Source organism: Fluviirhizobium alvei (assembly GCF_030551875.1).
Classification (GTDB): Bacteria; Pseudomonadota; Alphaproteobacteria; order Rhizobiales; family Rhizobiaceae; genus Rhizobium_E; species Rhizobium_E alvei.
This window is the reverse complement of record NZ_JAUOZU010000023.1, coordinates 23,331-49,420: the sequence shown is the minus strand read 5'-3', so window position 1 is coordinate 49,420 and position 26,090 is coordinate 23,331. Positions and strand designations below refer to the sequence as shown.

The following is a 26,090-nucleotide window of genomic DNA, read 5'->3' as shown; positions in this document are numbered from 1 at the left end:
CGTTCGATGTCCAGGCGAGCATCCAGTTGCAATATTGACTGCCTTAGGGGCTGCGATCGGGGCTGAAGTCTGACGGCGCTTCACCCCGACATGTGAAAAGCCGGCCGCCAGGTGCCAGCGAACTCATCGCCAGTTCCGTGGCAGCCAGCCGGGGCGCGTCGCTCAGCCAATGATGGCCCGGCAGGCGGCAATGTCGATTTTACCGCTGTCGAGATCGTCGACCACACGATCAGCCAGCGAGAAATCCTCATCTGCCGTATAGGAGGATATGGTGACGATGCAGTTCATGCCGGCCGCCTTGGCCGCCCGCAGGCCATTGTTGCTATCCTCGATCACCATAGAGCGTGACGGATCGAGATTGAGCTCGCGGGCCGCCATCAGATAGATGTCCGGCGCCGGCTTCTTGGCCGCCACCATATCGCCGGCGAAGACCCGTATATGGGTGGCGCGCTCCGCCCCGAGCATCACATCGACGACCGCCTGCACCGCCCGCTCATTGGACGTGGAACAGACCGCGAGCTTGATCCCCTGCCCGATCGCTTCATCGACGATGCGGGCGATCCCGGGCCGGAGCGGCAAGCGACCGCTCTCGATCAGCCGCATGAAAATATCGGTCTTGGCCTTGTGCAGGCTGGCGATCAGCGCGTCATGATCGAGCGACGACTGAGGCCAACCGGCCTCGTCGAAATCGCGCCGCATCCGCTCCTTGCCGCCAGCTGTCAGCAGCAGTTCTCCGTAGCGTTCCACGCTCCATTCGCGTTTCAGCCCAAGTGCCGCAAAGGCCTCGTTGAAGGCCACGCGATGGCCGTCCCGCTCGGTATCGACGAGCACCCCGTCGCAATCGAAAATCAGCGCCTGCATTGCCTTATGCTCCCTCACCGGCCGCATGCACCGCCTTGCCCTCGGAGCCGAAGGCACGGATCATGTCATGCACATCGCGCTTCATTGCGTCATACTGGGCGACGATGAAGGGCAATGGCTCGGCCAGCTTCGGCTTCTCGGCATGCAGGTTGACGAAGCCCTCGATGAAGCGATGCTTGTGCATGGTCGAGATATTGACCTTGGCACAGCCGCCGGCGATGCAGCGGTCGAATTGCTCCTGGCTGAGGCCGGTACCGCCGTGCAACGCAATCGGAATGGGGATGGTTGCTGTGATCCGTTCGAGCAGATCATAGGCGATCTTGGGCGTGCCCTTGTAAAATCCGTGGGCAGTGCCGATAGCCGGCGCAAAGACCGCAAGGTTCGGCATGGCGGAAACAAAAGCGACGCATTCGTCGTAATTGGCGAGTATGGCGGCATCTTCCGCCACGAACTTGTCGTCCTCGACACCGCCAATGGCGCCGATTTCGGCTTCGAGGCCGACACCAGCCGCCTCCGTGATGGCATAGATCGCTTCGGATTGCGCCTTGTTGTCGGCAAATGGCAGTGCGGAACCATCGAACATCACGGAGGTCCAGCCGGCATCGATACAGCGACGGATGACATCGGCATCGCTGCAATGGTCGAGATGCAAGGCCACAGGCACATCCACATCGTCCGCCAGCATGCGAACCCAAGTCGCAATCGCCTTGTAGCCCCAATGTTTGATCGTCTTGACCGAGACCTGGACGATGATCGGCGCCTTGAGATCATTGGCGCCCTCAATGATCGATCGGGCGCTGTTATAGTCGATCATGTTGAATGCGGCGATGCCATATCGGGCCGCCTGCGCGCGCTTCAGCATCGGTCCCATCGTTACTAGTGCCATTGTCTCCATCCCGTCGATTGTGTTTGCCGTCTACCCGCCAACATGCGACCCGGCTTCATGACCAAATTACCTAAACGCATCGGGTGCTTTTGTAAATAATTTTCTTACTTTCAATAACTGAATTCCAAGACAATCAACGATCGACATCGAATTGCTCCTTAGATTATGATCTACAAGGCTTTTGTATATGTAAACATTTTCCAAAAACAAACCGCCGGCACAGAGTTGTACCGGCGGCTTTCGATGCTATTGGATCAGGTTGCTTACTTCTGCCAGCTCTTGACCAGCTCGTCATAGTTGACGGTGATCGGCTTTTCCTTCTCGTTCTCCACCTTCAACTGCGGAGCGAGATGACCGTTCTTGACGGCGTCGGCGTTCCAGTAGGCAAGATCGTGCTCTTCGGCGAGCTTCGGTCCGATATCGCCGAGAATGCCTGCTTTTTCCAGGCGGCCGAGAACCTTTTCCTGTTCGGCGCAGAGCGAATCCAGCGCTTCCTGGGATGTCTTCTCGCCCGAAGCCGCATCGCCGATCGCCTGCCACCAGAGCTGGGCCAGCTTCGGATAGTCCGGAACGTTGGTACCGGTCGGCGACCATTGCAGACGGGCCGGCGAGCGGTAGAACTCGATCAGACCGCCGAGCTTCGGTGCACGTTCGGTGAACGACTTGTGGTCAAGCGTCGACTGACGGATGAAGGTCAGGCCGACATGGCTCTTCTTGACGTCAACCGTCTTGGACGTAACGAACTGGGCATAGAGCCAGGCTGCCTTGGCGCGGTCATCCGGGGTAGACTTGAGCAGGGTCCAGGAACCGGCGTCCTGATAGCCAAGCTTCATGCCTTCCTTCCAGTAGACACCGTGCGGCGAAGGCGCCATACGCCATTTCGGGCTGCCGTCAGCATTGACGACTGGCAGACCGTCCTTGACCATGTCAGCGGTAAAGACGGTGTACCAGAAGATCTGCTGGGCAATTTCACCCTGGGCCGGAACCGGGCCAGCTTCGCCGAAGGTCATGCCCTGGGCAGCGGCAGGCGCGAATTTCTTGAGCCATTCGAGATATTTGTCGATTGAGTAGACCGCAGCCGGGCCGTTGGTGTCGCCACCGCGGGCAACGCAGGAACCGACCGGACGCGAATTCTCGTCGACCTTGATGCCCCATTCATCGACCGGAAGACCATTCGGAATGCCCTTGTCGCCGTTACCGGCCATCGAGAGCCAGGCATCGGTGAAGCGCCAGCCGAGAGACGGATCCTTCTTGCCGTAGTCCATGTGACCATAGACTTTCTTGCCGTCGATTTCGCGACCGGTGAAGAATTCGGCGATGTCTTCATAGGCCGACCAGTTGACCGGCACGCCGAGATCGTAGCCATACTTGGCCTTGAAATCGGCCTTGTTCTTCTCGTCGTTGAACCAGTCGTAACGGAACCAGTAGAGGTTGGCGAACTGCTGGTCGGGCAGCTGATAGAGCTTGCCATCCGGCGCAGTCGTGAAGGACTTGCCGATGAAGTCGTCGATATCGAGGTTCGGGTTGGTGACGTCCTTGCCTTCGTTGGCCATGAAATCGGTCAGCGAGCGAGCCTGCTGGTAACGCCAGTGGGTGCCGATCAGGTCACTGTCGTTGACATAGGCGTCATAGATATTTTCGCCCGACTGCATCTGGGTCTGCAGCTTTTCGACGACGTCACCTTCCTGCAGAAGGTCGTGGGTGACCTTGATGCCGGTAATATCGTAGAATGCCTTGGTAAGCACCTTGGATTCGTAATCATGGGTGGTGATGGTTTCGGAAACGACCTTGATTTCCATGCCCGAGAACGGCTTGGCCGCATCGATGAACCATTGCATTTCCGCTTCCTGGCCCGCGCGATCGAGCGTTGACAGGTCGCCGATTTCCTTGTCAAGAAACTGCTTGGCCTCGTCCATGCCGGCAAAGGCCATGCCGGTCATCGCCAGAAGCATGGCGGTTGTGGTTGTCAGCAATTGCTTTCGCATTAAATCCTCCCTGGGGTTTGCGATTGCGATAGAGGGACGGTTCGGTGGCAGCCGGATCGTCCCGTTTCCTCCCGAGCCTCAGACCAGCCTGAAGACGCCGATGGCGTAGACCACAGACAGGGCCAGGGCCCACCACAGGTTGGGCCCGATCAGACCCAACCATGCGAGATGAATGAATGCCGAGCCGAGCAGCGAAATGAACAGGCGATCGCCGCGCGTTGTTTCGAAGCGGAGAATGCCGACCCGCGGACTGCCGCCGGGGGCTGCAAATTCCCAAACGGCCATCATGGCCAGCAATGCCAGGATGACCATGAAGAACAGAGCCGTCGGCAACGTCCAGGCCATCCAGCCACCCGCGACGAGTGGCGCAAGCCAATCGGTGACGCCGTCCTTGACCGGCAGGAGCCGAACGAGAAGCCAGACACCGACGGCGAAGAGCAGAAAGATCAGACCAAGCGGCACGATCCAGCGAGTGGAACGGTTCATCAGACCCTCCCCAGGGCAAAGCCCTTGGCGATATAGTTGCGGACAAAGTAGATCACGAGCGCACCGGGAATGATGGTCAGCACACCGGCTGCGGCAAGCACGCCCCAGTCCATGCCGGACGCGGAGACCGTGCGCGTCATGGTCGCGGCAATCGGCTTGGCATCGGTCGTTGTCAGGGTCCGGGCCAGCAGCAGTTCCACCCATGAGAACATGAAGCAGAAGAAAGCCGAGACGCCGATGCCCGAAGCGATGAGCGGCATGAAGATCTTCACGAAGAAGCGCGGGAACGAATAGCCGTCGATATAGGCGGTTTCATCGATCTCCTTCGGTACGCCCGACATGAAGCCTTCCAGGATCCAGACCGCCAGTGGCACATTGAACAGGCAGTGGGCCAGCGCCACCGCGATATGGGTATCGATCAGGCCGAAGGCCGAATAGAGCTGGAAGAAGGGCAGCGCGAAAACGGCCGGCGGCGCCATGCGGTTGGTCAGAAGCCAAAAGAACAGGTGTTTATCGCCCAGAAAACGGTAGCGCGAGAAGGCATAGGCTGCCGGAAGGGCGACCAGAACCGAGATCACCGTGTTCATCACCACATAGGTGATCGAATTGATATAGCCATTGTACCAGGACGGATCGGTGAAGATCACAACATAGTTCCGGATCGTCGGGTTCAGCGGCCACAACGAGAAGGTGGACATGATCTCGTTATTGTCCTTGAAGCTCATGTTGACGAGCCAGTAGATCGGGATCATCAGGAAGACGATGTAAAGGGTTGGCACCAGCCAGCCGAAGGAGACCGGCTTTTTCCGCCTGGGAAATGGTGTGGTTGCAGACGCGGTAGACATATTCACGTTTCTCTCCTTACGCCTTGGCGTCGCTTGTCGTCATGATCGTGTAGAAGACCCATGACAGCAGCAGGACAATCAGGAAGTAGATGATCGACATCGCAGCCGCCGGGCCGAGATCGAACTGGCCGATCGCCATCTTGACGAGATCGATCGACAGGAACGTCGTCGAGGTTCCGGGGCCGCCGCCGGTGACGACGAAGGGTTCGGTATAGATCATGAAACTGTCCATGAAGCGCAGCAGCACGGCGATCAGCAGCACGCGCTTGAGCTTGGGAAGCTGAATGAAGCGGAACACAGACCAGCGCGAGGCACCATCGATCTTAGCTGCCTGATAATAGGCGTCCGGGATCGACACGAGGCCGGCATAGGAAAGGAGCACGACAAGACTGGTCCAGTGCCAGACATCCATGACCACGACGGTGATCCAGGCATGGGCGGTATCAGACGCATAGTTGAACGCAATGCCCATGTTGGCGAGGCCTCGCCCGACCAGACCGATGTCAGCCCGACCCAACAGCTGGAAGATCGTGCCGTCGACATTCCACGGGATCAGCAAAGGCAATGCCATCAAGACGAGGCTCACCGGCACGCCCAGCCCGCGTTTGGGCATGTTGAGCGCGATGAAGATGCCGAGCGGAATCTGGATCAGCAGCACGATGCCCGAGAAGGCGAGGTTGCGCCAAAGCGCATTCCAGAAACGCTCCGATGCCAGAACCTCCTCGAACCACTGGGTACCGGCCCAGAAGAACTGGTTGTTGCCGAACGTGTCCTGAAGCGAATAGTTCACCACTGTCATCAGCGGAATGACGGCAGAGAAGGCCACCAGCACAAGCACTGGCAGAACCATGAACCAGGCCTTGTTGTTCCAGGTCTTTTCCATGGTCAGCCCTCCACGGCCACGCGCCAGGAATCGGCGTAGATGTTGATGCCTTGCGGGTCGAAGCTGACCCGCGCGTCGGTGGGAATTTCGCCGTCCTCAGGCAGGACGATCGCGATCGGCTTGCCAGCAAAGGCAGCACGCACGATCTTCTGACGGCCAATATCCTCGACCTTTGTGACCGTGACCGGCATGCCTTCGCGACCAAGACGGATAAATTCGGGCCGGATGCCGAGCTCGATCCGACTTGCACCTGCAATCTTCGGCGCCCGATCGATCGCGATCGACTGATCGCCGACAATGATGCTCGCGCCATCCACCTGCGCCGGAAGCACGTTCATGCCGGGCGAGCCGATGAAATAGCCGACGAATGTGTGGCTCGGGCGCTCGAACAGTTCCGCCGGCGTGCCGATCTGGACGATCTCGCCCTCATACATCACCACCACCTTGTCGGCGAATGTCAGCGCTTCGGTCTGGTCGTGGGTGACATAGACCATGGTGAAACCGAACTGGCGATGCAGCATCTTGAGCTGCGAACGCAACTGCCACTTCATATGCGGGTCGATGACGGTCAGCGGCTCGTCGAACAGAATGGCGTTGACATCGGAACGAACAAGGCCGCGGCCGAGCGAGATCTTCTGCTTGAGATCGGCCGTCAGACCGCGTGCCTTGCGTTTGGCGCGATCGGCAAGCCCGGTGATCTCGAGGATCTCGTTGACCTTTCGCCGCACCTCCGCCTCGGGCACGCCGCGGTTGCGCAGCGGGAAGGCGAGATTGTCGAACACCGTCATCGTGTCGTAGATCACCGGGAACTGGAACACCTGGGCGATGTTGCGTTCTTCGGTTGACAGATGCGTGACATCACGGCCATCAAACAGGATCTGTCCCTCAGACGGGGTGACGAGGCCGGAAATGATGTTGAGCAGCGTGGTCTTGCCGCAGCCGGAAGGGCCGAGCAGTGCGTAAGCGCCGCCATCCTCCCAGTCATGGCTGACCTCTTTCAAAGCATAATCATTCGGCCGGCCGGGCCGGACACCATAGGCGTGACGAATGCCGTGAAGACCAATCTTTGCCATGTCAGGCCTCCCATCCGCCGGTCAAAGCGCGCCCATCGGCTCCGAAGGCCATGATGCGGGCGGCATCGAAATGAATATCGAGTTCGATATCGGGCTCGATCTCGTGGACGCCACTTTCCAGCACGACCCACCGTTCGCGGCCGAACTCGATGTGAATGAAGCTTTCCGACCCCGTGATTTCGGAAACCATGGTGCGTACGCGGATGGCGGTCGCATCCGTACCCACCGGCGCCAGGGACAGGTGGTGCGGATGGATCGCAATCGTCAGCGGCCCTTCGGGCACCTTTGCCAATTGCGGCGGCAAAGGCATGATTTCGCGGCCGAACGCATGAAGCGCGTTGCCATGTCGCTCGACATGGAGCGTGTTGAGCGGCGGATCCGAAAAAGTTCTAGCGGTGACAATATCCACCGGCTTACGGTAGACCGAAACGGTCGGACCAAACTGGCTGATCCGGCCTTCCGCAAGGGTGGCCGTATTCCCACCGAGCAACAAGGCTTCAGATGGCTCCGTCGTCGCATAGACAAAAATCGACCCGGTCTCGGCAAAAATTTTCGGCAGTTCGGCGCGCAATTCCTCGCGCAGCTTGTAATCGAGGTTGGCGAGCGGCTCATCGAGCAGCACGAGGCTTGCATTCTTGACCATGGCGCGAGCGAGCGCCGTGCGCTGCTGCTGGCCACCGGAAAGCTCGAGCGGCAACCGCTTGAGATAGGGGGTGAGCCGCATCAGCTCGGCCGCCTTCATCACCGCCCTGTCGATCTCGGCTGCTGCGCGACCGCCGATCCGCATCGGTGAGGCAATATTGTCATAGACCGTCATCGACGGGTAATTGATGAATTGCTGGTAGACCATCGCGACATTGCGGTCTTGCACCCGTTTGCCGGTCACATTGACGCCTTCGAACCAGACCTCGCCCGTCGTTGGCTGGTCGAGGCCAGCCATCAGGCGCATTAGCGAGGTTTTCCCGGATTGGGTCGGCCCCAGCAGTACATTCAGGCTGCCGCGCTCGAGAGTCAGGCTGGTCGGATGCAGATGCACCTCGCCGCCGACCATCTTGCTAACATTCTTCAACTCAAGCACGTCATTCCCCCCTCGGGCAGGCAAAACAATATCAATATGTCGGGTCGGTCAGCTGGCCAGCGCCTGGCCGGCGTCATTATCCTGGTCGGCAGCATAGAGATCGGCGACAACATCGATCGCCGCCAGGAAAGAGCGATATTTGCGGGTCAATGCTGCCTGCCGCACCGGATCGGGCTCAAATCGCTTGGTCACCGAAACCATCTTGGAGATCGCTTCCGGCACATCTCGGTAAATGCCAGCGGCGACAGCACCGACAATTGCGCCACCCTTGGCGCCGAACTCACTGCCATTGGCAATTTCCACCGGCAGGCCGAGCCCGTCCGCAAACATCTGCGACCAGACATCGCTCCGCGACGGCCCGCCGGCCAGCCGGATCACATCCGGGCTCGCCGCATCCGGTCCGGTCAGAAGATAGGTCATGTCGTAACGATGGGCGAAGACGACACCTTCATAGACGGCACGCACAATATCTTCCAGGCCGGCGCCGGCCTTGAGCCCGAGGAACCCGGCAGGCGCACCGCGCGGCCCGTCAAAGAGAAACGGGAAAAACAGGATGCTGTTTGGGCGCCCGATCGTACCCTCGACCAGATCATTGCAGACATCATAGATGCTGCGACCGGCTTCGAGTGCCTGTTGCGCCTCGGCTGCAAGCACCGTCTTGCAAAGCCATTCGAGATTGCTGGCAGACGTCGGGGTTGCCGTTGTTGCCAGCAACTGATCGCCGACCGGATAGGGCGTCTGAATGGTCGGCAGCGGATCGATCGATGGTTTTGCGTTGATCGTCGAATGAATGGCGAAAGTGCCGGCAACGACCGCAAGCTGGCTTGGCCTGAGCGCACCCGACGCCAGCGAGCAGCCGACGACATCATAGACACCACGGACAACCGGCGTACCCGCCCTCAATCCGGTCGCAGCAGCAACCGCATCCGACACACCGCCGACAATCTCGGCGGAAGACCCGATCGGCGGCAACCTGTTCAACCAGGCCGACAGTCCGGCAGCGGCGAAAGCCTCTTCGGAAATCACACCGCGCGTTACATTGAGGAAGCCGGAACATCCGGCATCGGTCGGATCGGTTGATACATCGCCGCAAAGCCGCATCCGCAGAAAATCCTTGCAGGACAGCACATGAGCGGTGCGACCGAGGAGGTCCGGCTCGTTTTCCTGGAACCAGGCTAGGATAGGAAGCGTCTGACCCGGCCAGATCTGTTGCTGGATGTGCTTGCTGATCGCATTTGCCAAACCGGTCCTGGTCCAGCGCGCAATCAGCGGAAGGGTGCGCGTATCGGTAGAAACGAGACCGTTGCGGACCGCCCGACCATCAGCATCGACGAAATAGACGCCACCGCCATAACCGGATGGCGTCACTGCCACGATGTCGGCCGGATCGACGCCTGTTTTCATCATCAGCGACTGCAGGGCATCACAGGCCGCCGCCCACATCGCATCCGGGTCGCGCTCCGTCCACCCTTCCCTCGGCATCAGCATGATATTGGGACGTCGCTCGCAGGCAAGTTCGTTTCCGAACGCATCAAGCAGCACGACTTTCGTCATCGTGCCACCAGCGTCGATGCCAATAAGGCGTTCACGCATCACCATTCTCCCCCTGGCCGCCTCCGTCTCCACACGGATATCGAGGTATGACCTCACTGCGGCTTTCTTCCTCGAAACCTAAGCTATTGGTCCCAGCGAAATTGTCAATTGGTGTTGTAAGAAAATTTTTTACACGTCTTAAATATTGATTTATATGGCTTTTTTCATTTTTGATACACTTTTAGTGTGAAAAAAAGCTTTTAATCGAAATAAACTGTCACTATAGAAACGATGCTCCGAACAGTCTGGAGGGGAGGAAGAAATGCGCAGTAGACAGGACCTGATTGCCAAGCTCAGGACCGACAAGGAAAGCATTCCCGAAGTCCTTATCGTCGGCGCCGGCATCAACGGTATCGGGCTCTACCGAGATCTTGCCTTGCAGGGCGTCAGCGCATTACTTGTCGACAAGGCCGATTTTTCGTCCGGCACCAGTGCCGCCCCTTCGCGACTGATCCATGGTGGGTTGCGCTATCTGGAAACCGGTGAGTTCGCACTGGTCAAGGAATCGGTCATCGAGCGCAATCATCTCCTGCGCAACGCGCACCATCTCGTCCGGCCGCTGCCGGTCTGGGTGCCGGCCTTCAACTATTTCGGTGGCATGTTCTCCGCTGGCCTGCGTTTCCTCAAACTCAAGAAAACGCCAGGACCGAAGGGCATCTTCGTCGTCAAGCTTGGCTTGATGTTCTTCGACCGCTTCGGCCGCAAGAACCGCATGATGCCGGATCATCGGCTCGTATCGGGGGCAGAGTTGCGTCAGCGCATGCCGATGCTTTCGGGTCGCGTCCGCGCCATTGCCGAATATTACGATGCGCGCCTGACGCATCCGGAACGGCTGGCGCTCGAACTCGTCAAGGATTCCGAGCGCGACTGCCCGGCAAGCCTCGCCATTCCCTATATGGCACTCAAGGGCTCGGACGGTGACGCGGTGCTGCTCAATGACGAGATCAACGGCGAGATCCTCCGCATCAAGCCGAAGCTCGTCGTCAATTGTGCCGGCCCCTGGGTCGATGAGGCAAACCGGCGCCTTGGCATCGAAGGCAAGCTGATCGGCGGCACGCGTGGCTCACATCTGGTGCTGCGTCGGCCCGATATTGCCCGCCAGCTCGGCGATGGCATGCTCTATTTCGAGACCCATGATTTCCGGGCCTGCCTGGTCTATGCGCTCGATGACGAACTGATTCTGCTCGGTACCACCGATATCCGCGCCGACAATCCCGACACGGTCCGTTGCTCGGATGACGAAATCGCCTATCTTTTCGACGTGCTGGAGCAGGTGCTGCCGGGCGCCAATGCCAAACGGGAAGAGATTACCTTTGCCTATGCGGGCTTGCGGCCCCTGCCCCATTCCGGCGATGGCACGACCGGCGCGATCAGCCGCGATCACAGTTTCCGCGTCTACGAGCCCGATGGAAGCCGGCCTTTCGATCTTGTGACGCTGGTCGGCGGCAAATGGACGACCTACCGCGCCTGCGCCGAGCAATTGGCCGATGTCGTGCTCGGCAGACTCGGCAAGCGGCGCAGCAAATCGACGCTCGATGCGCCGATCGGCGGCGCTGCAAATCTCAAGCCACAGGATAGAATGGCGCAACAGGCGCTCGCCGGCAAACTAGAGCAGGCATACGCGCTCGCGCCGGATATCGCCGAAAGGCTGGTGCGCCGTTATGGCAGCCAGGCCATGGAGGTTGGCGAACTCCTGAAGGGTGACGATCTGGCCAAAGTTGACGGCTGCAAGGATTATCTGGTTGGCGAAATCCGCTGGATCTGCGCCCGTGAGCGTGTCACGCGCCTGACCGATATCGCACTTCGTCGTACGCTCCTGCCTTTCGAGAACGCCCTGACCCTGACCGGCCTGCACAATCTTGCGGGCATCGCCGCAACCGAACTCGGCTGGGATGAAAGCCGCCGCGAGGCGGAAATCGACCAGACGGTCGGGCTTCTCGAGGAGCGTTACAGGCTCAATTTCAACGCTTGAACGACAACCGAACGGAAAACACCATGACATCGCTCCTCCGCCCGCTCGTCGCCGGCAACTGGAAAATGAACGGCACCGGCCAATCGCTCGAACAGCTGGCGGCCATAGTCGCCGGCCTCGATGCGCTGCCGGCCAGCATCGATCTCCTGATCTGTCCGCCCGCTACCCTGATCGAGCGCGCAAGCAGAACGGCACACGGCTCCCGTCTGCTGATCGGCGGCCAGAACTGCCATGAGAAGTCTGATGGCGCCTATACCGGCGAAATCTCCGCCGCCATGCTCGGCGATTGCGGAGCCAGCCACGTCATTCTCGGCCATTCCGAACGCCGCACCCTCTATGCCGAGACCAGCGACCTTGTCTGTGCCAAGGCCGACGCCGCCCTTGGCAAAGGTCTCGTCACCATCATCTGCATCGGTGAGACCGAAACCGAACGGCGTGCCGGCGAAGCGCTTTCGATCGTCGAACAGCAGCTGGCCGCATCGGTGCCTGCGGGCGCCAGGGCCGCAACGGTGGTCATTGCCTACGAACCGGTCTGGGCCATCGGTACGGGGCTCACGCCCACGGCCGCCGAAGTGGCGGAAGTGCATGCCCACATTCGTGCACTTCTGGTGGCACGGTACGGCAGCGAAGGCCAGGCCATGCGCATTCTGTATGGTGGTTCGGTCAAGGCTGCCAATGCGCGCGAGCTTCTCGCCATCGATCATGTCGACGGTGCTTTGATCGGCGGGGCGAGCCTGAAGGCAAGCGATTTCCTCGCTATCGCCTCGGTCTATCACGACATTTCCGGTTCACGCTGATGGTAACGATCCTCGACACGACGACGGAAAAGCGGGTGCGGCATCCGGAAAAGGCGCATCGCCCGGACCAGGAAGTCATGCGCAAGCCGGACTGGATCCGCGTGCGCGCACCGGTGTCGAAGGGCTATTCCGAGACGCGCGCGCTCGTCAAGGAACACAATCTCGTCACCGTCTGCGAAGAGGCCGGCTGCCCCAATATCGGCGAATGCTGGGACAAGAAACACGCCACCTTCATGATCATGGGCGAGATCTGCACCCGCGCCTGCGCCTTCTGCAATGTCGCGACCGGCAAGCCCTTGGCCCTCGATCAATCCGAGCCGGAGAACATCGCCAAGGCCGTGGTCAAGATGGGTCTTTCCCATGTCGTCATCACCTCGGTCGATCGCGACGATCTCGAGGATGGTGGTGCCGAACATTTCGAAAAGGTGATCCTCGCCATCCGGGCCGCGTCGCCTTTGACGACGATCGAGATCCTGACGCCCGATTTTCTCAAGAAGCCCGGCGCGCTCGAGCGTGTTGTCGCCGCCAAGCCGGACGTGTTCAACCACAATCTCGAAACGGTGCCGGGCAACTATCTCACCGTCCGCCCCGGCGCGCGCTATTTCCACTCGATCCGGCTTCTGCAGCGGGTCAAGGAACTCGATCCGACCATGTTCACAAAGTCGGGCATCATGGTCGGCCTCGGCGAAGAACGCAACGAAGTGCTGCAACTGATGGATGACCTGCGCACGGCGGACGTCGATTTCATGACCATCGGGCAATATCTGCAACCGACGCGCAAGCATCACCGCGTCGTCAGCTTCGTGACGCCGGAGGAGTTCAAGTCCTATGAGACGGTCGCCTATGCCAAGGGTTTCCTGATGGTGGCCGCAAGCCCGCTTACCCGCTCGTCGCACCATGCCGGCGATGATTTCGCCCGGCTGAAGGCCGCGCGCGACGCCCAACAGACGAAGGCCGGCGGCGAATAGGCCGGCCATTTTCTTCGGAAAGATGGCCTGGCTGGCCTATCGCCGGGCCCTGCGATGCATCAGCGGCTGCAGCGCATCATGGGTATCACGATAGAATTCGAACACTTCGCCATAGGCCGCATGCGCCTGCATGTTGGGCTCGACCACGCTTTTCTGCCGCACCATATGCCGCGAGGCTTCCGGCAGCGAGCCGAAGAAGCCAGCGCCAACGGCCGCTGTGATCGCCGAACCGAAAGCGGTCGCATCGAGCACTTCCGGGATCATGATCGGGATGCCTGCAACATCGGCATGCATCTGCACGAAGAACGGCGTGCGCGTTGCCCCGCCGCACATGACGAAAGTGGAGATATCGACCTGATTGTCCTTCAGGGTCCGCAGGATGTTCTCGGTGCCGAAGGCGATCGATTCGATGAAGGCGCGCAACATGTGCGCCGGCGTATGTTTGAGGGTCAGGCCCCAAAGCGCGCCCTGGAGGTCGTAGTCGATATAGGGATTGCGATTGCCCTGCCAGAAATCCAGCGCCACCAGGCCATCGGCACCGATGGCGATGTTCTCTGCCTCGGCCAGCATCAGCGCATAGGTATCGGGGCCGCCGCCGAGCTTGCCGATATGGTCATGCCACCAGCGCACGATCGAACCGGATGACACCTGCCCGCCTTCCATCACGTAGAGGCCTGGAATGACGCAATCCGGATGCGGTCCGAAAATGCCGGGCACTTCGATATCCCGGTCGGTCATCGGCAACACCAGATGCGACGAGCCGGTGATGAAAGCAGTGCGCCCGGCTTCGCAGACATTAAGGCCCACCATCGCCACATAGGCGTCGGTGCCATTGGCCACCACCATCGTGTCACGCAAGAGGCCGAGCGCATCAGCCGCTTCCGAGCTCAGCCGGCCAATTGGTGCGCCAAGCGGCAGGATTTCATCGGGGAAACGTTCGACAATGCCTGCCAGGCCGATCTTGTCGAAGAAGCCGGTGGGCCAGCCGCCGCGACGCCCGTCATAGAACCAGCGATTGGTGATGTGGTTGAGCCCGAGCGTCAGCCGGCCTGTCAGCCGCAATGCCAGATAGTCTGTCATTTCGACGAACCAGCGGACCTTGTCGAACAGATCCGGCCGGCTTTCCTTGAGCCAGAGGATCTTCGGGATCATCCATTCGGAGCTCACGCCCCCGCGTGAACGGCGAAGGGCGGCATCACCGGTGGCCGTCATCCGCCTCGCTTGCGCCGCAGCACGATTGTCCATCCACAGTATCGCCGGCATAACGGGCTCGAGATTCTCGTCGAGCGCGACCAGCGTACTTGAAGTACCGTCAGCGGAGATCGCATGGATATCGGAGGGACTGATACCACCATCGCGCACGGCATGGCGAACGGCGAGCATCGAGGCCCGCCACCAATCCTCCGGCGTCTGCTCGGCCCAGCCGGGTCGTGGGAAATGGGTCGCATAGTCATGCGTCGCCATCGCGACCACATCGCCTTGCGTGTTGGTGATGATGGCGCGGGCGCCGCCGGTGCCTCCATCGAGGCCGATGAAATAGGCTTTGCCGTTCCCAGCCATTGTCAACCTCCAATCTGTCCGTCGCGGGTGCCGCCGGCGCGCATCGCAACCGTGACACCGACAAGGAGCAGCACACCCTTGATGATCTGGCGCTGATAGTCCGCCCAGCCGATCATGGCGCTGCCGCTGACCAGCACCGCCAGGAGAAGAATCGCAGTCGTGGTGCCGATCACATTCGGTTTGCCGACCCGGAGCATAAGGCTACCGAGCAGAACGGCCGTCAGACCATCGATGAAGTAGGAGGACCCGATCATCGGCTGGCCCGAGGATAGCGTGGCGGCCAGCAGCACGCCCGCCAGCGCCGACATCACACCCGAAAAGACGAACAACACCATCAGCAGACTACGCACCGAAATGCCGGCTTCGTTGACGGCTTCCTCGCTCTCGGCGGTGGCGAAGACATAGTGGCCGAAGGTCAGCTTTTCCTGCATGAACCAGGAAATGGCGTAGATCACGGCGACGATGATGGTGATGACCGGCACCGGGCCGAGATTTGTGAAGATCAGGTCACCAAGCGGACCGGGATCGCTGATGCGGATGGAGGTTCCCTTTCCGAGGGCCGCCGCAATCGAGGCGCAGATGCCACCGGTGGCAATGGTGACGATCAGGGGGGGAATGCGCAAAACGGCAATGAGGACGCCGTTGACAAGCCCGGCCACAGCACCCACGGCCACGCCGGCGATACCCGAAACGAGCCAGCCCTGGCCGGCCGCCAGCAAGAAGGCAGTCGTCATGTTGCCGAGGGCAGCAACATGCATGAAACTGACATCGATCTTGCCGGCGGCCATCACCCAGGTCAGGCCCAGGATCATGATCGCCATCAACGCTGAGGAACGCAGGATTGTCGCAATGTTGGAGCTATCGACAAGCTGCGGTGCGAGGAACGCGAAGGTGGCAATCATGGCGGCGAGCGTCACCAGCAGCCAGTAGCGGCTGACCAGACGACCGAAGGACTGTCCGGCGCTTTGTTTGGTGACGGATGAGGCGGATAGAACGTCGGTCACTGGCGTGATCCCCTGGACGAAGGCGAGGTGGTGAGGAAGACGGAGAAGCTGGCGACAAAATCCCTGAACCGCTGATCGAACGCGACAACCCCCGCCAGCAGGATAAAGCTGACGACGCCGTCGCTGTAGTAGAAGGGAATGCCGAGCAGCGAGAATCCGTCAAGCAGCATGGTGATCAGAAAGGTGCCCGAGAGCGTGGCAAGCGCCGAGGTACGACCCATCAGGGCGGCACCCAGAAACACCCCGGCATAGGCCGGCATCATCAGATTGGCGCCCTCGTTGGTGTCGGCCGTGCCGGATTCGGCGAGAATCAGGATGACGGCCAGAACCGACGTCAATGCGCAGATCACGAAGGCTGCCATCGTATAAAGCTTGACCGGCACGCCGGAATAGAAGGCAGCGACCGGATTTTCACCGGTGGCATAGAAACCGGCGCCGAAACGCGTGCGGTGCATGATCGCCCAGGCGACGAGATAGAGCGCAATCAGGAACACGAAGGAGAGGCTGAAGCCCAGAATGCGCGCATCGTTGAGGTCGAGGATGCCGGAGCCCATGAAATTCTGAAAGATCGTCCTTCCCTTGGAATAGACGAAAGCCAGGCCTCCGGCGATCGAACCGGTCGCAATGGTGGTCACGATATCGGGCAATCTGAGATAGCTGATCGCGAGACCGTTGACGAGCCCGACCAGCGCCGCCACCAGCAGCCCCGCCAGGATCGCGAGCCATAACCCATGACCGCCGGCAATGACGAACCCGATGGTCATGGCGGCAAAACAGGCCGTGCCCGCAAAGGAGAGATCGAACTTGCGTACGATCACCACCAGGGTCAGCCCGAGAGCCGCCAGACCATTGGCCGCCATGTGGCGGGTCACGGCCGATATGTTCTGCGCTGACAGAAAGCGCGGTTCGGCAAGATAGAAGCCGGCTGCCACCACCAGAACTAGCGCTGCGAAGCCGAGGAGACGACCGCTTCCATGCGGCAAGACTTTCCGGTTAGACATGTCTGCATTCTCCCATGATGCCGGCCAGCAGCAACCCATCCCTGGTGATCTCGGCGGAAGGGACCCCGATCTGCCGGCCTTTGTAGAGTGCGAAAGACCGGTCAGCGAGGCCATGCACCTCGTCGCAATCGCTCGATATGACAATGACGCCCGCTGAACGCGCGAGTTCGCGCATCAGGCCATAAAGCTTGGCTCTGGCGCCGATATCGACGCCGACCGTCGGCTCGACGATGATGTAAACCTCGGCGTCGGCGAAAAGACCCTTGGCGACAACAATCTTCTGCTGGTTGCCGCCGGAAAAGCCGGAAACCGCCATGGAAAGGTTGGGCGGGCTCAGCGCCAGGCGCGTTGCAAATTCCGTGCTTGCCCGGCGATTTGAGCGGCGACGCAGGAAGCCCGCAAACCCGGCGGCACGGTCGGGATTGGCGAGCGTGATGTTGAAGATGGCGTTTTCGGCCAGCGCCAGCCCCTCGACCCTTCGGTCACCCGGGACGAGGAAGATACCACTTTGCAGCGCCTCCTTGGGAGAGGCGGGTCGGATCGATCTGCCGGAAACCATCATCTCGCCACTTGAGGCGGGATTGGCGCCAAACAGGGTCTTGGCCAGCTCATCGACGCCGGAGCCCACCAGACCGAAGATGCCGACGATCTCGCCCTTGTTGACGCTGAAGCTGATCGTCTCGAATTTTCCGGCGCTCGACAGCCGGCTGACCTTGAGCACCTCGGCGCCGATGGCCGCCCCATCGCGTTTGGCCGGGAAGACATTGTCGAGCGCCTGGCCCAACATCAGGGTGGCAAGCGACAGATTCTGCTGTTTGACATCAGCCACAGGCATGGTGGCCACGAGCTTTCCACCGCGAAAGACCGACAGCCGGTCGGCAATTTCGAGTACTTCTTCAAGCCGATGCGTGATGTAGAGCACGGCAATACCGCCCGCGCGCAGCGTGTCGATGAGTTTGAAAAGCAGCTTCTTCTCCACCTCCGTCAGCGTCGAGGTCGGCTCATCGAGAATAAGAATACGGATATGATCGCCGGCAAGCGCCTGCAGGATGGCAACGATCTCGCGCTCGACCGCCGACATCTCCGCCACCTTGCGGGTAAGGTCGATTTCGACAGGAAAGCGGGCGAGAAAGCTTGCGGCCCGCCGCGCCAATCCGGCCCGGTCAATTCGCGACAACAGGCCGGGGCGTTGGGCCTCGCGACCGAGGAAGATGTTTTCGTAGCCGGTGAAATCGCCGACCAGTTCCGGATGCTGCTGCACGGTCGCGATGCCATGGCGGATCGCATCCTTGGGGTTGCGGCAATCGATCGCCTGACCATCGACCTCGATCGACCCCGCATCGCGCTGATAGACACCGGAAAGGATCTTGATGAAGGTGGATTTCCCCGCTCCATTGACGCCCAGCAGCGCATGGACTTCTCCCGCTTCGAGGATGAAATCGACGTCGCTGAGCGCATTGACGGGGCCGAAGCGCTTCGAAACCGCGCGCGCTCTCAATGCCGGATGAGACATATCCGGACCTCCAGACAGTATTATGGTTGCAGTTCGGGCTGGCCGTCGCGAGGGCGGCCAGCCCGGCTCCGGTCAGACGGCGCGGACCCAGCCCAGTTCGGCGGCCCGTCCGGGCACATCGAAATCGTCCGGAATCCCGGCCTTCAGCATGGACTCGTCAACGGCATAGGTGGGGGTGATGACAAGTCGGGGCGTCTTCTTGCCGGAGAGATGCTGTTGCGCATAGAAAACCGAGAGATAGGCCATCTCATAGAAACTCTGCGCCATGGAAAGCTTGAGCTGCGAGGGGCCGGCGATGTAGGTGAAGGCCTGCGAACCACCGTCAATGCCGGTGATGATCAGGTCCGGCTTGTTGGCAGCGCGCGCCGCCAGAGTGCCTTCCACCGCCGCACCGTCCCAGGCGCACCAGATGGCATCGATATCGGGATTGGCGGTGAGAATATTGTCGACCGCCTGGCGTGGCGTAACGTTGCCCGCCAGCGCAAACGCCCAGTCGGCCACGATCTTGATGTCGGGGTAACGACGCAGCGTCCATTCCATGCCGAGCGTCCGCTGGTCCCAGCTTTCGTTCTGAGGCAGGAGCACTCGGGCAATCTTGCCCTTGCCACCAAGCTTCTTTGCGATGTGCTCGCAGGAATAGGCGCCCATGCCGAAATTGTTGGACATCGAAGTCGTGTTGACGGCAACGCCCGGCACCGCGCTGTCGGCACAGAAAACGGGAATGCCGGCGGTGATGGCGCGCTGCACGGCCGGCGCAATCGCCACGGCATCGGCAGGGGTGATGAACAGCGCATCGGGCTTGGAGGCAATCAGCGAATCGATCTGGTCAGTCTGCGTCTTGGCGTCGAAACCGGCGTCGGTGGTCGTCAGGTTGCCGCCGAGTTCCTGCACGGCAGCCGTGAAACCGTCCTGCAGATGGCGACCGGAATCATAGGTCGTCCAGCCGAGCGCGGCGGCAAATTTACGATCGGCGTTCTGGGCACGGGCATTGCTCGCACCGAGCATCTGGGTTGCGGCCAAAAGTGCCGCGCCGCCCATCAGCGTTCGGCGTGAAAGCTTGAAGTTCAGGTCGTTTATGTTCATTATCGTCCTCCCAAAAGAGCATATTTCCATAGGATCGGGCGTTGCAGCGCCCGAGGGTTGCTCCCGCGCTCCGTCTGACCCAATCAGGCGGAGCGCGGCTTTTCAGCTTGCCCTTGCGAGCGCGGCCGAAGCCTTGCGGACATCCGGAATGACCGAAAGCCAGGTCTGGTAATTCTCCTGATAGCTCTCCTCCCGAGCGCTATCCGGGGAAATCGAGTTGCGGATCGGTGGCGGCACCAAGATCGATTCCGGCGCGGCATTCTCCGCTGCGATGATGGCCAGCCTCGCCGCTCCGAAGGCGGCGCCGAGCTGGCTCGATGCCGGGACTTGCAGTTCAACACCGAGGATTGTGGCCATGATCTTGAGCCATAATTCACTGCGCGAGCCGCCTCCGATGGCGAGCAGATTGTCGATCCTCGTCCCGGTCGAGCGGAAGGCATCGGCGCATTCCCGCATGGCAAAGGCTACCCCCTGCAGAACCGCACGGGTCAGGACCGCGTCATCGCTGCTATGGTTGAGCCCGACGAAGGCACCGCGAATGGAGGCATCGGCATGCGGCGACCAGCATCCGTCGAGAAAGGGCACGAACACCACTGGTGCCGGCGCGCCAAGGTCGGTTCCCAGTTCGGCCACCAGTTCGCTTGCGGGCCGCTTGAGCAGCCCCGCTAGCCAGTTCAGGCAGGAGGTAGCCGACAGGATCACCGACATCTGGTGCCATACGCCAGGTACGGAATGGCAGAGCGTCTCGATGGAATGAACCATGCTGGGACGCGCTACGCCATTGGCGACGAAGAGAACGCCGGATGTGCCGAGCGAAACCGTACCCATGCCGTCCTTGATGACACCGGTTCCGCAGGCGCCGCAGGCATTATCGCCACCGCCACCGGCAATGACGGGAGCGACCGCCATTCCCCAGCGCCGGCATAGTTCGGCACGCAGACGACCCGTCGCCTCTGTGCCTTCACAGAGCCGCGGCATCTGGCCGACATCCATGGACGAGGCGGCAAGCAATGGTTCGGACCAGTCGCGCGCCCCAACATCCACCCACATTGTGCCGCTCGAATCGGCCAGGTCGGACACTTTGTCGCCGGAGAGTTTCAGCCGCACATAATCTTTCGGCAGCAGCACCGTGCGGATCCGCGAAAAAAGGTCCGGTTCATGATCGCGCAACCACATCAGCTTGGGTGCGGTCACGCCCAGGCTGGGATTGCGGCCTGCGATCCTGCCGATATCCGGCATCACTTGCTTCAGTGCTGCGCATTGGCGCTCGGTGCGGGTATCGTTCCACAGGATGGCGGGCCTGAGCGGGCGGTCGCTTTCATCGAGACACGTAGCACCATACATCTGTCCGGACAGTCCGATGCCGCGCACCGCCGCCATCTGGACCGGAAAGGCCAAGGCCAGCCGGTCGACGGCTTCGGTTACCGCCTGCCACCAGAGTTCGGGGTCCTGTTCCGACCAGCCGCGGTGCGGCCGGGAAACATCGAGCGGCCGCGAGCTCTCCTCGCCCACGAGCTGCTGCTCTTCGTCGATCAGGATCGCTTTCACACCTGATGTGCCGAGATCAATTCCCAGATACATGTTTCCTCCCTCGGGGCTCCTCCTGCCCCTGGCCCACCCTATCCCCGGTGGCGGGTATGCTCAGCTCGCCATGCTTTTCCTCGGTCCGGCGAGATAATCGTCGATGGCTGCGATCTGTTCGGCAGAAAGACGCAAGCCGAGCTTGCTGCGCCGGAACACCACATCTTCAGCCGATACGGCCCATTCTTCCCGTTTGAGATAATCCAGCTCGCGCTCGGTCAACCCGGCGCCGAAGTCGCGGCCGAGATCCTCCAGACGCCGCGCACCGGCAAGGACCCGGTCGATGCGGGTGCCATAGTAGCTGAACATGCGCGCAGCCCGCTTCGCTCCGAGAAAGGGATAGCGCTTCTCGACATCAGCCAGTCGCGCACCGCGTTCGTCGATCGGAAAATCGCCGCCGGGCAGTGCCGCACGACCCGTCCATCCGGTCTGTGCGGCAATCTCCCTGCCCTCCTCCTCGGGCAGCAATTCGACGATCCGGCCGAGCACCGACTCCGCCAACCGGCGATAGGTCGTGATCTTGCCGCCGAAGACGGAAATCATTCCGATCCCATCCACATTGTTGACTTCCAGCACATAGTCGCGCGTCGCCTGCTGGGCAGCACCGGCACCGTCGTCATAAAGCGGGCGGACACCCGAATAGCTCCAGACAATCTCCTCGACGCGGACGGGTCGTTCGAAATAGCGGCTGGAGGCAGCGCAAAGATAGGCCTTCTCCTCCTCGCTGGCGCCGAACCCTTCAAGTTCACCGGTGAAATCCCGGTCGGTCGTGCCGATCAACGTATAGTCACCCTCATAGGGGATGGTGAAGATGATACGCCCGTCAGCATTCTGGAAGATGAAGCAGCGATCGTGCCGATAAAGCTTTGGCACAACGATATGGCTGCCCTGGACCAGACGCACCTTGCCACGTGCCGGCTCCCGCGAAGCGAGCTTGACCACGTCATTGGCCCAGGGACCGGCGGCATTGACGAGAATGCGGGCGCGGATATCCCTGGTCCGGCCACGACCGGAAACCGAAAGCGTCCAGCCGTTCTTGTCGCGGGTTGCCAGTGTCATCCGCGTGTGCGTCTCGATGGTGGCGCCGAGTTCCCGGGCGGCCATGGCATTCATGATCACCAGCCGGTTATCCTCGACCCAGCAATCGGAATATTCGTAGCCGGTCGCAAAACCGCTCCCGAGTCCCTCGCCGATGGGCGAACGCCTGAAATCGACCGTGCTCGTTCCCGGCAGGAGCTTGCGGCCACCGATATGGTCGTAGATGAACAGGCCGAGCCGCAACAGCCATTTCGGCCGCATGCCCGGCGCATAGGGAAGCACGAAACGCATCGGCCGGACGAAATGCGGTGCAATCGACCAAAGCCGCTCGCGCTCCTGCAGGGCTTCGCGCACCAGCCGGAACTCATAATGTTCGAGATAGCGCAGACCGCCATGCAGGAGCTTGGTCGATGCCGACGAGGTGGCGCCACCAAGATCGCCCTTTTCGCAGAGATAGACCTTCAAACCGCGCCCGGCTGCGTCCCGAGCGATGCCGGCACCATTGATGCCGCCGCCGACAATGGCGATATCGTAGTTCTCAGCCATGGGCACGCTCCCTCACGACTGGCCCCTGATGCACCGACAGAAGCCGGTTGGCGATCTCGACAAAGCCCTCGCCGCCACGCTTTTCGGCCACGAATTTTGGCAAGGGTGCGCTGCCACCGGCAAAATCCGCCACATTGGCCACACCGCAGGAGTTGGGGAAGAAGGCGAACATCGGCCCGTCATTGGGGCTGTCGCCGACGAAGACGAAGCGATCCTTGTCGCGATCGATATCGAGACCCAGCTGGTCGGCGCAGAAGATCCGCGTCATCGACAGCTTGTCATAGTTGCCGAACCAGCCGTTGACATGGATCGAGGAGAGCTTGGCCACCGCGCCGGCTTCCGAAAACAGCGCCAGCACCCGCTCCACACCTTCGGCGGACACCGGATCGACATCCTCGCAGACATCTATGGCGAGATCCGCCTCTCGGTAGAGCTGATCCGAAGCAATACCGGTGCCGGGCACTTCGGCAAGGATCCGCTCGCGTAGGTCATCAAGCTTGCGGCGGTTTTCGCGCCGCTCCTCGACGGTGGCGAAGAAACGTTGGCGCATCTTGCGGGCCTGGCGATCATAGGCAAAGTAGAAGGCACCGTTTTCGCCCACCACGCCGGCGACCGGCCAGAACCGGGCAATCATATCGCACCAGCCGGCCGGCCGGCCGGTGATCGGTACCACCGCAATGCCCGCATCCGCCAGCCTTTCGAGCGCCGCATAGGGCTCGGCCAGAAGCAGGCCCTCGGAGGTCAGCGTATCGTCGATGTCGGTCAGGACCACCCGGACCTGTGCCAGGCTGGCATCGCCAAGTTCGGAAAGCGGACGCATCAGCATTCCTCCGCGATGAAATCTTCAAGAATGCCCATGTCGGCGGCAAGATCGAGCATCGAATAGCGGTTGCGTAATTCCTTGGCGTGGCGGAGCGCCTCGCGATAAAGGCCCCGATCCATTCCGATTTCGGCAGCAGTCGCACCGCCACCGGCAGCGCGGATATGATCGGCCAGCACTTTTGACGGCACGGCCATGGCAAGCAGCGTCTTGCGCAGTTCCGGCCAGCGGGCCTCGAGTTCGGCATTGAAGCGGTCAGCGCGTGCCTGGTCCATGGCCTTGGCACGGGATGCTTCGAGACAGTAGCCGACAGCCGCAGCCGGATAGCGCGCCGCAATCGCCGCTTCATCGAGCTCGGTCGGGCGGATCCGGGGTGCGGTCTCGCTCGCCAGGATCAGCTCCTGCAGCCGGGCCATGGTCACAGAGGTGACACCGACCTGCTGGCCATGCACGGTACCCGGATGCCGGTCGCCGGCAAAACTGTCGATCCAGTGTGAAATCTGGTGCTCGCCCATCGAGCCAGGATGGCTCATGCCGGTAATGCTGATGCCATAGCCGCCGAGCGTCAGAATCCGGTGCAGGTAGCCGATCGCCTCATGGTCGCGGTGGCCCAGACCCGCCGACCGTGCCAGCATCGCCTCCTCATCTGCCGTCTGCAGCACATAGGGCGATGTCGCATAATGCGTGCCGAGCATGATGTGGGAGAAGAACCAGTCCACCTGTGCCGTCGATCGGCAGAGGCTGTCGCCGAAACCGGCGGCGATCAGATATTGCGGAGCGGCGGCAGACACCTCGATATCGAGGAACACGCCTTTGGCCGCATGGGCCGGCAAGGTCGTCTTCAGCCCGTCGTTGAGCGTGATCGAAGCGGTGGTCGAGGTGTAGCCGTTCATCGAGGGCGCTGTGCCGAACACGCTATAGGGGCGGCCATCCTTGGCGGTCGCATATTTGCAGAGATCGTTGATCGTTCCCGAGCCGACCGCCACGAGCGCATCAGCGCCCCGTGTCTTCTGCTGCAGATCGCTGACGCAGCCTTCGTCGGCATGCGGATGATCGAGGATTACTGTCATTGCCCGGTCCCCGAGGCTGCGAGCAATGACATATCCCAGCGCATCATAGGTATCGGCATCGGCCACCACGGCATAGCGCGCCGCCGGCATGGTCCTGATCAGCAGGTCCGCTTCGCCACCACGCAGGCTGTCCTCGATCAGCACCGTCTTGAACGGCACTTCCGCCGGCCGCCCGGTATCAGGGTTGATCCACTCACCCGCGCTGACATCACGGATCAATTCATTCCAGTCACGCCATCCGGCTGGACGCCGAAGGGCGCTCGATGCGCTCTGCATTCTCTCCTCCCGATCTGTTGGTGGCATTTTTCAGGAGGTTATGTTTTTTGTCAATGTCTTTTTTCAATTTATGTTGGCATTCTTCATTACACCCTCTCCGGGTCGCAACTGGACTTGTCGGGCAAAAAGAGTAAAAGGACTGAGATCCGGAGGTCCAAGCATTCATGCAACCTGAAAATCCAGCCGAAAGGGGCACAAAAAGACGCGTTCCACCGATGCAGTTCGGATCGGATCTGCCGCTCTGGACAGCGTGGCTTTACTATGAAGAAGGTCTCAAACAGGACGAGATCGCTGCCCGACTTGGCATATCCCGCGCGTCCGTTTTCAATTTGCTGCAAAAGGCGCGCGATGAGGGCGTGGTGACGATCACCATCGATCCGACACGGCTGGAACGGGCGGATCTTTCGATCGAACTCTGTGAGAAGGCAGGGCTCAAGGAGTGTTTCGTGCTGCCCTCGAGCGGCACCGATTCACCACTCTACGAACGGATTGGGCGGCTGGGCGCCCGCATTCTCGAGCAACGGATCATGGATGACGATGTCATCGGCGTTGCCTGGGGGCGTACGGTTCTGGCACTTTCAAAAGCACTGTCGCCGGCAAACCTGCCTGGCGTCACCGTCGCGCAGGTCACCGGCAGTTCAATTGCGACCTATGATTTTTCGCCTGAACTCTGCACATCCAACATCGCCACACGGCTCAACGCGCGCTGCGTCAACCTTCATGCGCCGGGCGTCGTTTCCAATCCCGAGATGAAGACGCTCCTGATGCAGGAGCCGATCGTTGCGCAGCATTTCGGCCTTCTCCGCCATTGCACCAAGACACTTTTCGGTGTGACCGCCCTCAGCGGCCCGACACTGCTTGAGGATTCCGGCGTCATGACCGATGAACTGCTCGAACAGTATCGCGCAAAAGGCGCGGTGGGCTTTGCTTCCGGTTATTTCTTCGATGCCGGGGGCCATGTCATCCGCACCGGATTCGATGACCGCCATCTGGTGATGCCGCTCGAGGATTTCATGACTGTCGAGGACCGCATCTGCATCGGCGGCGGCCCGGAAAAGACCAATGCCATAGTCGGCATGCTCTCCGCCAAGATCGCTACCATCCTGATCACCGATCAGGACACGGCCCGCAATGTCTGCAATGCCCTGTCCTGACCGTGCGATCCTTTCGG

At 60.8% G+C, this 26,090-nt stretch carries 22 protein-coding genes; 4 read left to right on the top strand and 18 right to left on the bottom strand.

Going from position 1 to position 26,090, the window contains the following annotated elements; all coding sequences use genetic code 11:
- Positions 1-162: 162 nt before the first annotated feature.
- From Q4481_RS23410 to Q4481_RS23370, 9 genes are all read right to left on the bottom strand, one after another.
- Positions 163-861 (bottom strand): HAD-IA family hydrolase, encoded by a 699-nt coding sequence (locus Q4481_RS23410; RefSeq protein WP_304378843.1) that lies wholly within the window; start codon positions 859-861, stop codon positions 163-165.
- A gap of 4 nt (positions 862-865) precedes the next feature.
- Positions 866-1,747 (bottom strand): class II fructose-bisphosphate aldolase, encoded by an 882-nt coding sequence (locus Q4481_RS23405; RefSeq protein ID WP_304378842.1) that lies wholly within the window; start codon positions 1,745-1,747, stop codon positions 866-868.
- A gap of 263 nt (positions 1,748-2,010) precedes the next feature.
- A complete protein-coding gene (locus Q4481_RS23400) occupies positions 2,011-3,732 on the bottom strand; it encodes an ABC transporter substrate-binding protein (RefSeq protein WP_304378841.1) in 1,722 nt (573 codons plus the stop codon).
- A 78-nt stretch (positions 3,733-3,810) separates the two neighbouring features.
- Entirely contained in the window at positions 3,811-4,077 is a 267-nt protein-coding gene (locus Q4481_RS23395) for a DUF2160 domain-containing protein (protein ID WP_377353233.1), read from the bottom strand.
- Positions 4,078-4,217: 140 nt separating this feature from the next.
- On the bottom strand, positions 4,218-5,063 hold the full coding sequence (locus Q4481_RS23390) for a carbohydrate ABC transporter permease (RefSeq protein WP_304378854.1): 846 nt from the start codon (positions 5,061-5,063) through the stop codon (positions 4,218-4,220).
- 16 nt (positions 5,064-5,079) lie between these two features.
- Positions 5,080-5,946 carry a carbohydrate ABC transporter permease gene (locus Q4481_RS23385; RefSeq protein WP_304378839.1) on the bottom strand — a complete coding sequence of 289 codons (867 nt, stop codon included), beginning with the start codon at positions 5,944-5,946 and terminating at the stop codon, positions 5,080-5,082.
- A 2-nt stretch (positions 5,947-5,948) separates the two neighbouring features.
- Positions 5,949-7,019, bottom strand: coding sequence for an ABC transporter ATP-binding protein (locus Q4481_RS23380; RefSeq protein ID WP_304378838.1), 1,071 nt, complete (start codon positions 7,017-7,019; stop codon positions 5,949-5,951).
- A gap of 1 nt (position 7,020) precedes the next feature.
- Positions 7,021-8,097, bottom strand: coding sequence for an ABC transporter ATP-binding protein (locus Q4481_RS23375; protein ID WP_304378837.1), 1,077 nt, complete (start codon positions 8,095-8,097; stop codon positions 7,021-7,023).
- Between the two features lie 48 nt (positions 8,098-8,145).
- A complete protein-coding gene (locus tag Q4481_RS23370; RefSeq protein WP_304378836.1) occupies positions 8,146-9,690 on the bottom strand; it encodes an FGGY-family carbohydrate kinase in 1,545 nt (514 codons plus the stop codon).
- A gap of 262 nt (positions 9,691-9,952) precedes the next feature.
- Between Q4481_RS23370 and Q4481_RS23365 the strand changes: the two genes are divergently transcribed.
- The 3 genes from Q4481_RS23365 to lipA are packed head-to-tail and all read left to right on the top strand — an operon-like array spanning position 9,953 to position 13,427.
- The gene (locus Q4481_RS23365; RefSeq protein WP_304378835.1) at positions 9,953-11,662 is read left to right on the top strand and encodes a glycerol-3-phosphate dehydrogenase/oxidase; all 1,710 of its coding nucleotides are present in this window, start codon (positions 9,953-9,955) and stop codon (positions 11,660-11,662) included.
- Positions 11,663-11,685: 23 nt separating this feature from the next.
- Positions 11,686-12,459: a triose-phosphate isomerase gene (gene tpiA / locus Q4481_RS23360; protein ID WP_304378834.1), complete on the top strand. Its 774-nt coding sequence runs from the start codon at positions 11,686-11,688 to the stop codon at positions 12,457-12,459.
- Positions 12,459-13,427, top strand: coding sequence for a lipoyl synthase (lipA, locus tag Q4481_RS23355; protein WP_304378833.1), 969 nt, complete (start codon positions 12,459-12,461; stop codon positions 13,425-13,427). Before tpiA ends, lipA begins: the two co-directional genes overlap by 1 nt.
- A 36-nt stretch (positions 13,428-13,463) precedes the next feature.
- On the opposite strand, the gene Q4481_RS23350 is transcribed toward lipA, so the two are convergent.
- From Q4481_RS23350 to Q4481_RS23310, 9 genes are all read right to left on the bottom strand, one after another.
- Positions 13,464-14,987 (bottom strand): FGGY-family carbohydrate kinase, encoded by a 1,524-nt coding sequence (locus Q4481_RS23350; protein ID WP_304378832.1) that lies wholly within the window; start codon positions 14,985-14,987, stop codon positions 13,464-13,466.
- 2 nt (positions 14,988-14,989) lie between these two features.
- A complete protein-coding gene (locus Q4481_RS23345; RefSeq protein ID WP_304378831.1) occupies positions 14,990-15,991 on the bottom strand; it encodes an ABC transporter permease in 1,002 nt (333 codons plus the stop codon).
- Positions 15,988-16,992 (bottom strand): ABC transporter permease, encoded by a 1,005-nt coding sequence (locus tag Q4481_RS23340; RefSeq protein ID WP_304378830.1) that lies wholly within the window; start codon positions 16,990-16,992, stop codon positions 15,988-15,990. The genes Q4481_RS23345 and Q4481_RS23340 overlap by 4 nt, the downstream gene beginning before the upstream one ends.
- The gene (locus Q4481_RS23335) at positions 16,985-18,505 is read right to left on the bottom strand and encodes a sugar ABC transporter ATP-binding protein (protein ID WP_304378829.1); all 1,521 of its coding nucleotides are present in this window, start codon (positions 18,503-18,505) and stop codon (positions 16,985-16,987) included. The genes Q4481_RS23340 and Q4481_RS23335 overlap by 8 nt, the downstream gene beginning before the upstream one ends.
- A gap of 72 nt (positions 18,506-18,577) precedes the next feature.
- On the bottom strand, positions 18,578-19,588 hold the full coding sequence (locus tag Q4481_RS23330) for a sugar ABC transporter substrate-binding protein (protein WP_304378828.1): 1,011 nt from the start codon (positions 19,586-19,588) through the stop codon (positions 18,578-18,580).
- 102 nt (positions 19,589-19,690) lie between these two features.
- Complete coding sequence (gene xylB, locus Q4481_RS23325) at positions 19,691-21,169, bottom strand: xylulokinase (protein ID WP_304378827.1); 1,479 nt, start codon at positions 21,167-21,169, stop codon at positions 19,691-19,693.
- 60 nt (positions 21,170-21,229) lie between these two features.
- The gene (gene glpD / locus Q4481_RS23320) at positions 21,230-22,753 is read right to left on the bottom strand and encodes a glycerol-3-phosphate dehydrogenase (protein ID WP_304378826.1); all 1,524 of its coding nucleotides are present in this window, start codon (positions 22,751-22,753) and stop codon (positions 21,230-21,232) included.
- Complete coding sequence (locus Q4481_RS23315) at positions 22,746-23,573, bottom strand: HAD-IIB family hydrolase (protein WP_304378825.1); 828 nt, start codon at positions 23,571-23,573, stop codon at positions 22,746-22,748. Before Q4481_RS23315 ends, glpD begins: the two co-directional genes overlap by 8 nt.
- The gene (locus tag Q4481_RS23310) at positions 23,573-24,919 is read right to left on the bottom strand and encodes a sn-glycerol-1-phosphate dehydrogenase (RefSeq protein WP_304378824.1); all 1,347 of its coding nucleotides are present in this window, start codon (positions 24,917-24,919) and stop codon (positions 23,573-23,575) included. The genes Q4481_RS23315 and Q4481_RS23310 overlap by 1 nt, the downstream gene beginning before the upstream one ends.
- A gap of 215 nt (positions 24,920-25,134) precedes the next feature.
- On the opposite strand from Q4481_RS23310, the gene Q4481_RS23305 reads away from it, so the two are divergent.
- Positions 25,135-26,073 (top strand): sugar-binding transcriptional regulator, encoded by a 939-nt coding sequence (locus tag Q4481_RS23305; protein ID WP_304378823.1) that lies wholly within the window; start codon positions 25,135-25,137, stop codon positions 26,071-26,073.
- Positions 26,074-26,090: the final 17 nt, after the last annotated feature.

Excerpts from the sequence above, each read along its gene's own strand:
- Q4481_RS23410 (WP_304378843.1), bottom strand. The coding sequence starts at position 861 with ATGCAGGCGCTGATTTTCGATTGCGACGGGGTGCTCGTCGATACCGAG.
- Q4481_RS23405 (WP_304378842.1), bottom strand. The coding sequence starts at position 1,747 with ATGGCACTAGTAACGATGGGACCGATGCTGAAGCGCGCGCAGGCGGCC.
- Q4481_RS23400 (WP_304378841.1), bottom strand. The coding sequence starts at position 3,732 with ATGCGAAAGCAATTGCTGACAACCACAACCGCCATGCTTCTGGCGATG.
- Q4481_RS23395 (WP_377353233.1), bottom strand. The coding sequence starts at position 4,077 with ATGGCCTGGACGTTGCCGACGGCTCTGTTCTTCATGGTCATCCTGGCA.
- Q4481_RS23390 (WP_304378854.1), bottom strand. The coding sequence starts at position 5,063 with ATGTCTACCGCGTCTGCAACCACACCATTTCCCAGGCGGAAAAAGCCG.
- Q4481_RS23385 (WP_304378839.1), bottom strand. The coding sequence starts at position 5,946 with ATGGAAAAGACCTGGAACAACAAGGCCTGGTTCATGGTTCTGCCAGTG.
- Q4481_RS23380 (WP_304378838.1), bottom strand. The coding sequence starts at position 7,019 with ATGGCAAAGATTGGTCTTCACGGCATTCGTCACGCCTATGGTGTCCGG.
- Q4481_RS23370 (WP_304378836.1), bottom strand. The coding sequence starts at position 9,690 with ATGCGTGAACGCCTTATTGGCATCGACGCTGGTGGCACGATGACGAAA.
- Q4481_RS23365 (WP_304378835.1), top strand. The coding sequence starts at position 9,953 with ATGCGCAGTAGACAGGACCTGATTGCCAAGCTCAGGACCGACAAGGAA.
- tpiA (WP_304378834.1), top strand. The coding sequence starts at position 11,686 with ATGACATCGCTCCTCCGCCCGCTCGTCGCCGGCAACTGGAAAATGAAC.
- lipA (WP_304378833.1), top strand. The coding sequence starts at position 12,459 with ATGGTAACGATCCTCGACACGACGACGGAAAAGCGGGTGCGGCATCCG.
- Q4481_RS23350 (WP_304378832.1), bottom strand. The coding sequence starts at position 14,987 with ATGGCTGGGAACGGCAAAGCCTATTTCATCGGCCTCGATGGAGGCACC.
- Q4481_RS23340 (WP_304378830.1), bottom strand. The coding sequence starts at position 16,992 with ATGTCTAACCGGAAAGTCTTGCCGCATGGAAGCGGTCGTCTCCTCGGC.
- Q4481_RS23335 (WP_304378829.1), bottom strand. The coding sequence starts at position 18,505 with ATGTCTCATCCGGCATTGAGAGCGCGCGCGGTTTCGAAGCGCTTCGGC.
- Q4481_RS23330 (WP_304378828.1), bottom strand. The coding sequence starts at position 19,588 with ATGAACATAAACGACCTGAACTTCAAGCTTTCACGCCGAACGCTGATG.
- xylB (WP_304378827.1), bottom strand. The coding sequence starts at position 21,169 with ATGTATCTGGGAATTGATCTCGGCACATCAGGTGTGAAAGCGATCCTG.
- glpD (WP_304378826.1), bottom strand. The coding sequence starts at position 22,753 with ATGGCTGAGAACTACGATATCGCCATTGTCGGCGGCGGCATCAATGGT.
- Q4481_RS23315 (WP_304378825.1), bottom strand. The coding sequence starts at position 23,573 with ATGCGTCCGCTTTCCGAACTTGGCGATGCCAGCCTGGCACAGGTCCGG.
- Q4481_RS23310 (WP_304378824.1), bottom strand. The coding sequence starts at position 24,919 with ATGCAGAGCGCATCGAGCGCCCTTCGGCGTCCAGCCGGATGGCGTGAC.
- Q4481_RS23305 (WP_304378823.1), top strand. The coding sequence starts at position 25,135 with ATGCAGTTCGGATCGGATCTGCCGCTCTGGACAGCGTGGCTTTACTAT.